This window comes from Kurthia sibirica (assembly GCF_003143975.1).
Classification (GTDB): domain Bacteria; phylum Bacillota; class Bacilli; order Bacillales_A; family Planococcaceae; genus Kurthia; species Kurthia sibirica.
Window position 1 is genome coordinate 217,780 of record NZ_QFVR01000003.1, and the last position, 9,815, is coordinate 227,594.

The 9,815-nt window shown below is 35.9% G+C and carries 7 protein-coding genes; 5 read left to right on the forward strand and 2 right to left on the reverse strand.

Annotation, left to right across the window (positions count from 1 at the left end):
- Positions 1 to 17: 17 nt before the first annotated feature.
- Together DEX24_RS03925 and DEX24_RS03930 are read right to left on the reverse strand one after the other, a co-directional pair.
- Positions 18 to 1,001, reverse strand: coding sequence for a CAP domain-containing protein (locus DEX24_RS03925; protein WP_109305092.1), 984 nt, complete (start codon positions 999 to 1,001; stop codon positions 18 to 20).
- Positions 1,002 to 1,081: 80 nt separating this feature from the next.
- Positions 1,082 to 4,696, reverse strand: coding sequence for a dynamin family protein (locus DEX24_RS03930; RefSeq protein ID WP_109305093.1), 3,615 nt, complete (start codon positions 4,694 to 4,696; stop codon positions 1,082 to 1,084).
- A 387-nt stretch (positions 4,697 to 5,083) separates the two neighbouring features.
- Here DEX24_RS03930 and DEX24_RS03935 point away from each other — a divergent pair, with 387 nt between their 5' ends.
- From DEX24_RS03935 to DEX24_RS03950, 5 genes are all read left to right on the forward strand, one after another.
- Complete coding sequence (locus DEX24_RS03935) at positions 5,084 to 5,536, forward strand: chemotaxis protein CheX (protein WP_109305094.1); 453 nt, start codon at positions 5,084 to 5,086, stop codon at positions 5,534 to 5,536.
- A gap of 239 nt (positions 5,537 to 5,775) precedes the next feature.
- Positions 5,776 to 5,898, forward strand: a complete 123-nt coding sequence (locus DEX24_RS17665; RefSeq protein ID WP_281288154.1) for a hypothetical protein — start codon at positions 5,776 to 5,778, stop codon at positions 5,896 to 5,898.
- A gap of 30 nt (positions 5,899 to 5,928) precedes the next feature.
- Positions 5,929 to 6,411: a cupredoxin domain-containing protein gene (locus DEX24_RS03940; RefSeq protein WP_109305095.1), complete on the forward strand. Its 483-nt coding sequence runs from the start codon at positions 5,929 to 5,931 to the stop codon at positions 6,409 to 6,411.
- Positions 6,408 to 8,093 (forward strand): b(o/a)3-type cytochrome-c oxidase subunit 1, encoded by a 1,686-nt coding sequence (locus DEX24_RS03945; protein WP_109305096.1) that lies wholly within the window; start codon positions 6,408 to 6,410, stop codon positions 8,091 to 8,093. Before DEX24_RS03940 ends, DEX24_RS03945 begins: the two co-directional genes overlap by 4 nt.
- Positions 8,094 to 8,598: 505 nt before the next feature.
- Positions 8,599 to 9,231 (forward strand): hypothetical protein, encoded by a 633-nt coding sequence (locus DEX24_RS03950; RefSeq protein WP_109305097.1) that lies wholly within the window; start codon positions 8,599 to 8,601, stop codon positions 9,229 to 9,231.
- Positions 9,232 to 9,815 lie beyond the last annotated feature (584 nt).

The window sequence follows — 9,815 nt, forward strand, 5'->3', positions numbered from 1 at the left end:
GATTCCCCCTTTAAAATTTAAAATGGTGTGTAAAAATTAATTGTGAAATATGGTTTATTTTCGCGATCAAATGCGACACCAACACCAACATTTGTTAAATTCTTATTTAAGATATTCTCTCGATGTCCTAAACTATTCATCAGACCTTCATGAGCAAATATAGCGCTATATTGACCGTATGCAAGGTTTTCAGCATAGTAATTCTCTTGAACATATCCAGCTGCTTTCATACGACTTTCAGGTGTACTCCCATTCAATCCTTCATGAGCAAAATAGCGATGATCCACCATTTCTTGACTATGAGCCCTCGCTTGCGCAGTAAGACCTTTATCATATTTCAATGGTTTTAATTGATGTTCCACTCGAGCTTGGTTCATCAATTCTATCATTAATTGTTCAAAACCGCGACGTAAGTCATTTGACGAAACACCATAAAAACCTGGTTTTGATTGTTCGACATCCTTTTTTATATATTGAATAGCGCGTAGTTTATTGGCATTATGCACATCGACAAAAAATGTAACATAGTAGCCTTCTAATTCGTAGAGTAGCATTTCTTTTTTCTTGTCGTTATTCGTCAAGTATTTCGTATTTCCCTTTACGATGTCGACAATTGGCTCACCATGTATTTTTTTGATACCTTCATAGGTTGTTTTGCCAATAGTTGTTGCAAATAATTTGCGTCCCTCACCGGCTATATATCCCCCACTATTATTGGGCATTTGTAGCGTGAATGCTTGGTACGCTGTATGAGTCATCGCCCAACTAGTAGCATATTCATTTTTAAAACGGGCAATCTGTTTAGTTGTTGTATCTTTTAGGACAATATTTTTGTCCTTCTGCTGTTCTTTTTTCTCGATGTTTTCTAATTTGTCATCAACATTTCTTTTCACCGTTTCAACTGTTTCTTTGACGACGGGTTGAGATAGCGTATATCGAATAAATTGATAGCTACCTAAAATGATGACAAAAAAGAGAACCCAAGCAAATAATTTTTTCATCCTCTCACCTCAATCTTCTTACTTGAACGATTTTTACGACGTTTGGGATGCATTATTATACGAGTGTTCTCCACTATTTTTTAGGAAATATCTTTTACTAAGCTTTCAAAGATTGCTTTCCATTCTGGCAACTTACTATTTTCCTGCAATAAGCCTCTTTCTGTATCAAGTTGTTCAAGTGCTTGATTTTCAATATGGCGGCTTAATCTAGTCGTAATATCATCAATATTTTTCTCTGCCCACTCTGTCATTCGAGCTGATTGCTCATCCAAATACTGCTGTGCATCTGGTTTTGATAATTCTTCTAATGCATCTCTTAATACAAATCGCTCATTATTTTCAAAGAATGATTTTTGATTTTTATATAATTTATTTACTTCTTTATAATTCATTGGCTCTTTAAATGGACCACTATAGTCTAAAATTGCCGGCTCTTCTAATTCGAAAGGTGTGAAACTAAAGCTCTCATTGACATCTTTCATTTTGCGTGCATCCGCTGTGTAGCGTTCAGCTGTTTTTTGCACGATGAATTTCGAAATACGGAAATTCGTCACGCGCATTTCTTGTTCAAAATCAAAGCTCAAACTTGCCATTAATTCCGTCAGTGCAAATTGGAGGGCATCCGCTGTTGATTTCGTATTAAAAACGGTCGGGTTATACGATTCTTTGAAAAAGTCTGTATAGCGGAAGTATACACGTTGTAGCACATAGTAAATTAATTCTTTTTGCTCGTTGGCAATATCTTTTTTCATCACGGTAGCAGCCGTACTAGCAAATGTTACTTTTACAAAATCTTCAATTTGTTGTAATTCAGCTAAACGTTCTTCTTTACGTGATAAATTGTCCTCTGTTTGCTTAATAAGCAATGAAAGGCGTTCTGTAGTTTTCATTGTTTCTTCTTCTAATGCTTGTACGGCAATCGCCATCAACTCATCCGATAAGAAGTGATGGAAACTTTCTTCAAATGGTTTTAAGCCTGAAGCCAACTCCGTATTCTCCACTTTTTCACGTAATGCTAATAAGCTAGAAACACCGAAAAGACGTGGTTTACGAATACCAAAGCGTAATAACTCATTACGGACATAATCCTTCACATCTTCTGCTTCTTGAGCATCTGTCGCTAAATCAATCGCGTTGACAACAAAGAACATTTTATCCAATTCGAAGGCATCTTTCACACGACCTAATTGAATTAAAAACTCACGATCGGCCTTAGCGAATGCATGGTTGTAGTATGTGATGAATAAAATAGCATCTGCGTTGCGAATATATTCGAATGCAACGCCTGTATGACGAGCATTTATAGAATCTGCTCCCGGTGTATCAACTAGTGTTACACCAAGGCGCGTTAGCTCGCAGTCATAGAAGAAATCGATTGAATCAACGAAACAACTACGATTTTCCTGTGCAACAAATAGTTCGAAGTCGTCTTTTTCAGTACGAATCGTCGTTCCTAGTTGGTCTTTAAACTGCTCATAGCCCTGTGCAAATGCGCGTACGAATGATTTATGAACATGTAGTCGCTCATCTGTTAATTTCACATCAAGGGCTTCTTGTGCCTTATTAAAGGCATCATCTAAAGAAGTCACGCGGATACCAATCGCATTATAAGATGCTTGGATATCTGCTGTCATCGCCTCCACAGTTTTCAACTTGACGTCCGCTGTTTCATGCGGATGATTTTCAGAAACTGGACGTATCTTATTGATGGCTGCTGTCGTAGGGTTTGGCGACACTGGTAATACACGCTGCCCCATTAAAGCATTCGAAAATGATGATTTACCGGCACTAAACGCACCAAATAATGCAATGGTGAAATCTTTTTCTTCCAAGCGTGCAACTTTATTTTTCAAATAGCTAGCTACTTCTTGGAAACCAGCAATTGGTTCAACTGCGTTTGCCGTTGCCAAAGCGTGCGAAATAGCTTTGTCTAGCTGCATATTATAAGCCTGTTGACTATCGTCTTCTCGTTCATCTGCCTCCACCTCTGCTTCTTTAAGCATGAACATTGAGGGGTCAAAGATACGCATATTTTCACGTGCACTTTGTTCTTCTGCTGCCCAACGTTTCATATGAGCATCTGCTTCTTTGTTGAGTGTACGCACATCAACTGATTGTTGAATTTTAAAGTATTTTTGTTGTTCTTCAATTGCTTGTACTTCATGGATCACAGCAACTTTTTCTGTCATCGCTGCTTTTTTCTTTTTCAATGGTTCAATCTTCACTAAAGATAATTGTTTAATATAAGCTTTTTTCTCCAATTTCCAATCATCTGTCGCGCGTTTGAACCACATACGTGTCGCTTGTTGCACACGATTAGCAAAGTTTAGTAATGCATCGCCTGCCAATGCATTTGAACGCATTTCATTTTCAATGACAGCAAATGGAATATCAAATTGGAAATCATCTATTTCTAATGATAGTTCATCTGTTAAAGCACCTACTTCTTGTAGAGATGTTTTCATCAATTTCAGCATATGTCCTGAAATTTGTGCACCCACAATTGATTGATAACGGTCATATAAATCATCTTTTCGACGTTGACGTTCCGCCTCCGTTTTCTTCGCAGCAAATAATAAGCCTACCTTGAAATCTTTTTGCATACCTTCTACAAAAGTAGCAAGACGATCACGTAATTCGAAAGGCATTAACACAGCATTTTCAAGCAGTTCATCACGACGTTCATTGAAGGTTTGTTCCCATTTCTCAACGGAGTACAATTCCAACTGACGAACAACCGAACCATATTCATCTAAAATATCATCGCGACGCTGCCAATCATTTGCTGATAAAAGTTCTTCGTTGCCATCGATTAAATCTTGCTTGTTTTGTTCTAAAAATAAGCCATGTTCATCATGCATTTGTGCCAATGTATTTTCAGCATTGATGACAAGTTGTTCTTGCCATCCATCGATACTGTTCATGACGATGGCTTGCACTTCTTCAAAATCATTGTAAGTTAGATTTTTTTCACGTAGTGATGTGAAAAAAATATTTTTTGGGAACACGCCCCAATTACCAAAAGAATCGCTAACGGATTGCTTGAAATCAGTAAATGATAATTCTTCATCTTTATGTTTATCTACTTGGTTGACAATTAAATAGACATTTGGATTGTATTTCATTAGTGTTTTAGTGAATTGGAAGTTTAACTCAGATTGTACATGGTTATAATCCATAACATAGAAAACAATATCTGCAAGATGCAACGCCGATTCTGTTGACATTCTATGCGCATCATCCGTCGAATCAACTCCCGGTGTATCCATCACTGTAACGCCCATTGGTAGCACGGACTCACTATGTCCAATTTCAATTTGTGATACAAGCGCACCATTTTTGGATAATTCCTTTACTGTTTTAATATCATAATCGGCATTAAAACGGATGGGTTCTTCAGAAGTTAAGTAAGCGATTGCATAGTTTTCCTGTGATTTATGGACTTTTACCACATTGGCACTCGTTGGGATTGGACTCGAAGGTAAAAGTTGTGAACCTGTCAAAGCATTAATCATACTTGATTTACCTGCTGAAAAATGCCCTGCAAAACCGATAGTATATTCTTTTTTAATTAACTTATTTGCAAATAATACTGTTTTTTCTAAACGTTCTAGATCCTCATTCTTTTTGTAAATCATATACTGTAATGCTGTTTTCTTTAGTAACAATTGAATTTTATCATCAAAATCTATCATGAAAGGGCTTATCTCCTTCTTGTATGTAAGTACATCTATTCTATCACGAGCATGTAAAAGGAAAAACAAAAAAATCCTCCAATTCGGGAGGATTTTAATATTTCATGCAATTATTTTGAATATACGGTCGTATTTGAAAGAACATATTTTGCGATTGCTCCATATACAACAACTGTTGCGCCGACGAATGCGAATACCATTTGAACCGCTCCTTCATTAAAATTATATTTTTTCGTTCTTGATTATCATTCTCATTGATTATCATTATCATAATCAATAATTTGACCAAAGTCAAGTTAATTGAAAAACATTCTCATTACAAAGTAGTGATTTTTTACTGAAGCCGTGCTATTATAGATTAAAAGTCTTACTTTAAAGGAGCACACTATGAGTACTTCGATTCAATTTCAAACTTTATTAAACGGTACAATTAGTGCATTCAAAACTGTATTCTCAGATAAAGTGACTATACAATCTCCAACTATGTCCAATGATTCTCATGTAAGCTTAGAATTAGGTGTATTAATTAGCGTCATTGGTGATGTACGTGGGCGACTTATCATAGATGGTACACCAGCTACCTTTTCTAAAATTGGTGAGTCCATGTATGGTATGCAACTAGAAGGAGAGATGCTCGAATCATTCGTAGGTGAGTTCGGCAATATTATCGGAGGAAAGATTTGTATTTTCAGCTCCGAAAAAAATATTGATTTAGATATTACTCCCCCTACTGTGATGGTGGGTCATACACAACTATCTGGCTTTACTAAAACAATTCGAATGCCTATTTCTCTTTTAGATTTCGGTAATATTCACCTATTGCTTGCCATAGACGAATAAATTTTCTCATGCCCATTCAATCAAAAAACCCTAATTACCCAATAATTGGTAATTAGGGTTTTTTGATTACTTTTTACACTTACAGGGAATATTTATTTCATTGAGATGTTTTCACACATTATTCACATATTTTTACATCAGTAGTGATAAAAGTCACATCATCTCCATGATCAATTCTTTAAAATGAATGAGAGAACAAACTGTTACATGAATTTACGCTATAGAGGAGGCATGAGAACATGACCAAAAAAGATGAGACGAATGAAAAATTGAAAGGCACATTTTACCTATCTATGACACTTGGCGTATTTATCGTCATTGTCTGGGGGATTTGCTTTGGTATTTTTATGGGTCGTTTCTAACTAATTTTATGATGGAAGGAAGGGATAAGTATGCATCTTCACAAGTATGAAAAATACTGGCTTACTTTTGGCGTAGGATCACTGATCGTATTCTTATTGATTACTGGTATTATGGCATTCCACAACGGCAGTCATCCACCAAGCGCTAAAAAGACCATCAATTATGAAAAAGTTGATGAGCTAGCACCTTTCAATAACCCTGGTGTGCATAGAGTGTCCGGTAAAGATTGGGATTATGAAGTCGTTGTCATCGCTTCAGCATTCGCATATATAAAACCTGTTTTAGAAGTACCTGTTGGCGCAAAAGTAAAATTTATCGCTACAACAAAAGATGTAGTTCATGGTTTTGAAATTGCAAAGACGAATATCAATATGATGTTAGAGCCTGGCTATGTTTCAGAATTTGTTACAACTGTAAATAAAAAAGGTGATTACTTAATCGTCTGTAATGAATATTGCGGCGTAGGTCATGCTCAAATGCATTCTATGCTTAAGGTGGTGGATAAAAAATGACGGGAAAATCATTCGAATCAGCAAGTGCAAATAACGTACATCCAAAACAAGTGGATCCTCGAGATGCTCGACTGTCTATGGCCCATATCTACGTTGCTTTCATTGCGCTATTTATCGGTGGATTAGCTGGTTTACTACAAGTATTAGTACGTGCCGATACAATTAAATTGCCCGAACCAATTAATTATTATCAAGTTTTAACTGTCCATGGTGTTTTACTCGGATTAATTTTAACGATATTCTTTATTTTTGGATTCCAAACTGCCGCGATGAGTCGCGCTGTTGGGACATTAACTGATCAACAAAGATTATTAGGATGGATCGGTTTTTGGGTGATGACAGTAGGTACAGTAATGGCAGCAGTTATGGTGCTTTTAAATGAAGCAACTGTACTTTATACATTCTATGCACCATTACAAGCGCATTGGATTTTCTATGCTGGTCTTGCACTTGTTGTCATCGGGACATGGCTAGCTGCACTGTCAGAGTCTTTACGTTGGATACAATGGCGGAAAGAAAATCCAAACCAAACATCACCCTTGATTGGTTTTATGATTATTTGTAATAATTTAATGTGGTTCGTGGCAACAATTGGTGTCGCAACAGAAGTCTTATTCCAATTATTACCTTGGTCACTAGGTATCGTCGATCGTGTGGATGTATTATTATCACGTACATTATTTTGGTCATTTGGACATGCTCTTGTCTATTTTTGGTTACTACCAGCCTATATGGTGTGGTATGTTGTCGTGCCTAAAGTAATAGGTGGTAAAATTTTCTCTGATTCCCTCGCTCGCTTATCATTTATCATGTTCGTGTTATTCTCTGTTCCTGTCGGTTTACATCATCAATTAACAGAACCTGGTGTAGATGCTTCATGGAAATTTTTCCAAGTTGTCTTGACGATGATGGTTGTTATTCCATCGTTATTAACGGCATTCTCTTTATTTGCTACATTTGAATTACGCGGTCGAGAACTTGGTGCAAAAGGTGTATTTTCATGGCTTAAAAAATTACCTTGGGGAGATGTTCGTTTCTTCGCCCCATTCATCGGTATGCTCGTGTTCATCCCTGGAGGCGCAGGCGGTATTGTCAATGCTTCTAATCAGATGAACCAACTCATTCATAATACAATTTGGGTGACAGGTCATTTCCATTTAACAGTGGCAACAGCCGTTGTACTAACATTCTTTGGTGCTACTTATTGGTTGGTTCCCCATTTAACTGGTCGTCAACTTACGAAAGAAATGAATAAACTTGGTATAATTCAAACAATTCTGTGGGCTCTTGGTATGGGTATTATGTCTATTTCCATGCATGCAGCGGGTCTTTTAGGTGCACCACGTCGTTCTTCTTTCTCTGATTATGGCGGTGCAGATCTTGCTAAAACTTGGCTGAGCTATCAAGTTGGGCAAGCCGTTGGTGGCACACTTCTGTTTATTGCGATTCTACTATTTCTTTATATTTTCATCAAATTACGTTGGTCTAGTACCCATAAAGGTTTCGAAGAATTCCCAATCGGTACTGTCTCTGAACATGCTCAAAAAACACCACCGATTTTAGAAAACTTCAAACTATGGATTGTTATATTAGTAGCACTTGTACTGATTGCTTATACCTATCCAATTTATGATATCATTTCAAATTCACCACTTGGTTCCAAAGGATACAAATTGTGGTAAAACGATCTTACCTTCTTTGCTAAGTTGCAAAGAAGGTATTTTAATATAAGTTTGATTTTTTTGATTATTAAATATAGACTAGTGTTAACTTAAATTTTGGAGGTTGAAAGCGCACACAAAATAAGGTAAAAATGTCCAATTATTGTGTTTCAAGTATGTTTTTTGTTTATTGGCACGCAAAAGTCATTAGCTAAAGTACTTTGTACAATCCATGCAAAATGAAACTGCTTGCTTTTGGACCCATCTAGTTACTTGCAAAACGATAATAATCGACTCATGATCATCCTGTTTTTACATGATGCAACTAAATTTCTTTTTATCACTACATAGTAATTTACTTCTTTTGAGATAAAAAATTATTTATTGTTAGTGCAGATAGTCATATTTTACAGTTCATTGAATGACTATGAAAGTAGATTAATTAAATCAAGCTGGTGTCTTTGACCTAGTATTTTGGCCATTACCAACCTAAACATTATATTTACTTACAAAGGGAGAGATTACGATGATTACCATTTCAAACGAATACAAAGAGTCCAATAAGAGCATTTTAGATGTACCAAAGCATTATTTTGAGTACTTCCATGTGAATTTAGTTGAAATCCCTTTACTTGAGCAACTTTTATCAGAGAGAAAGGAAACGACATCTTATTACCCTTCGCTGTATCGAGATTTATGGTTTATGCTAGATCAATCTTTTAACACGATTGAATTTTCTGAAGAAATTGATTTTTCAAATGAAGTTTTAGCCGTTGTTTTAAAAAAGCTACATGATCATCCTACTTTCCATATTATTCACGATCTATCACATGATGTGCATGGCAATCCCTTCATAAGTGCTTTCTTTTTATCAGAGATGGTGTCCCTTATGATTGATGCAGAGATTAAACAATCGATTGATGGACCATTTACAGATGAAAAAATTTCCTTACGTCATTTTGTACAACAGCAGTTAGATGTTAGTAATTGCTTAGAAGGAGCAGCACAGGCAATCCTTCATACAAATCGAGAATTACCACTTTTTGTTGATATTATTCAACATAATTTGCTACCACTACCAGAGAAAACGACATTATCCCTTAATATTTTAAATGAGACTTTTATTAAAGACGATATTAAACCATTCATCTCCATTTAATACGACTAACTTTCCAGCGAGTTGAGCTTTTATTCAACTCGCTTTTTTTCATTCTATTATATTGCTTTGGGTTTTAAAACAATTCATATGTTGGACTTTTAGAAATAGCCATTACTTTCTACCGACAAGTATCGTACTAGTTATTTCCTCTTTTTTTACGGTAGCTATGCACGTATTCCATTCATTCTTGCTTCATTTATCAGTCGATTACTTCGAAAGTACATGATGATCGAATACAAAAATTAGCCCGTTAAAATGGTTTGACAGACGAACTGTTCTCTACTAGAAGCTCCGTCTCTCTATTTGCTCTTGCGGGAAATATTTATACATGTTTTTTCGAAAGAATGGCATCAAGCGATTATATGTGAATCGTTTAATTTAACTACAATAGCGATCGATATGAACTAGTTTCACTTTTGGCCCTTCAAAAGAACAAAATAAAAAAGGAAATTGCCTGAGCGAGGGCACTGAAAAACTTACGTTTTTTATGACGAGTTGATTTTTTAGATAAAAATAAGGCACTTTCTGTTCGATTTGAACAGAAAGTGCCTTATTTCATTGTCTATTTCTTACTCTTTTTCATT

Coding starts and splice junctions, on each gene's coding strand:
- DEX24_RS03935 (WP_109305094.1), top strand. CDS start 5,084: ATGAGTACTTCGATTCAATTTCAAACTTTATTAAACGGTACAATTAGT.
- DEX24_RS03940 (WP_109305095.1), top strand. CDS start 5,929: ATGCATCTTCACAAGTATGAAAAATACTGGCTTACTTTTGGCGTAGGA.
- DEX24_RS03925 (WP_109305092.1), bottom strand. CDS start 1,001: ATGAAAAAATTATTTGCTTGGGTTCTCTTTTTTGTCATCATTTTAGGT.
- DEX24_RS03930 (WP_109305093.1), bottom strand. CDS start 4,696: ATGATAGATTTTGATGATAAAATTCAATTGTTACTAAAGAAAACAGCA.
- DEX24_RS17665 (WP_281288154.1), top strand. CDS start 5,776: ATGACCAAAAAAGATGAGACGAATGAAAAATTGAAAGGCACATTTTAC.
- DEX24_RS03945 (WP_109305096.1), top strand. CDS start 6,408: ATGACGGGAAAATCATTCGAATCAGCAAGTGCAAATAACGTACATCCA.
- DEX24_RS03950 (WP_109305097.1), top strand. CDS start 8,599: ATGATTACCATTTCAAACGAATACAAAGAGTCCAATAAGAGCATTTTA.